Source organism: Streptococcus sp. CCH8-C6, assembly GCF_001557225.1.
GTDB lineage: Bacteria > Bacillota > Bacilli > Lactobacillales > Streptococcaceae > Streptococcus > Streptococcus sanguinis_C.
On the sequence record NZ_LSJN01000013.1, the window covers coordinates 1 to 312 of the forward strand.

The 312-nt window shown below is 31.4% G+C and carries 1 pseudogene; it reads right to left on the reverse strand.

The features are described 5' to 3' along the window. Positions 1-31: 31 nt before the first annotated feature. Positions 32-312, reverse strand: a pseudogene (locus AX677_RS00880) (hypothetical protein); the annotation flags it as partial.

Consider the following 312-nt stretch of genomic DNA (forward strand, 5'->3'; position numbering starts at 1 on the left):
ATATAGATTATCAAAACTTTTTAAATTCCAATTACTCAAATAATCTTCCCCCTATTCTAATGTCGGATCCTATATACATCTCATCTAAATTTAATGTATTGTCCTCATTAATTGGGATATCTACTCCCCAACTCGATTCTTCAATATTATTTATACCTCCATAAACATTCATATAATATTCAGGAGTTGTCAGTCCACCATCACTCCATTGTGTATGATCCCAATCAATCTGAACGGATTCAACTTTTGAATTTTGTGCTTTTACCAAATCTATAATTTCTTGCTCATGCTTTTTTAGATAAGCGAGCTGTT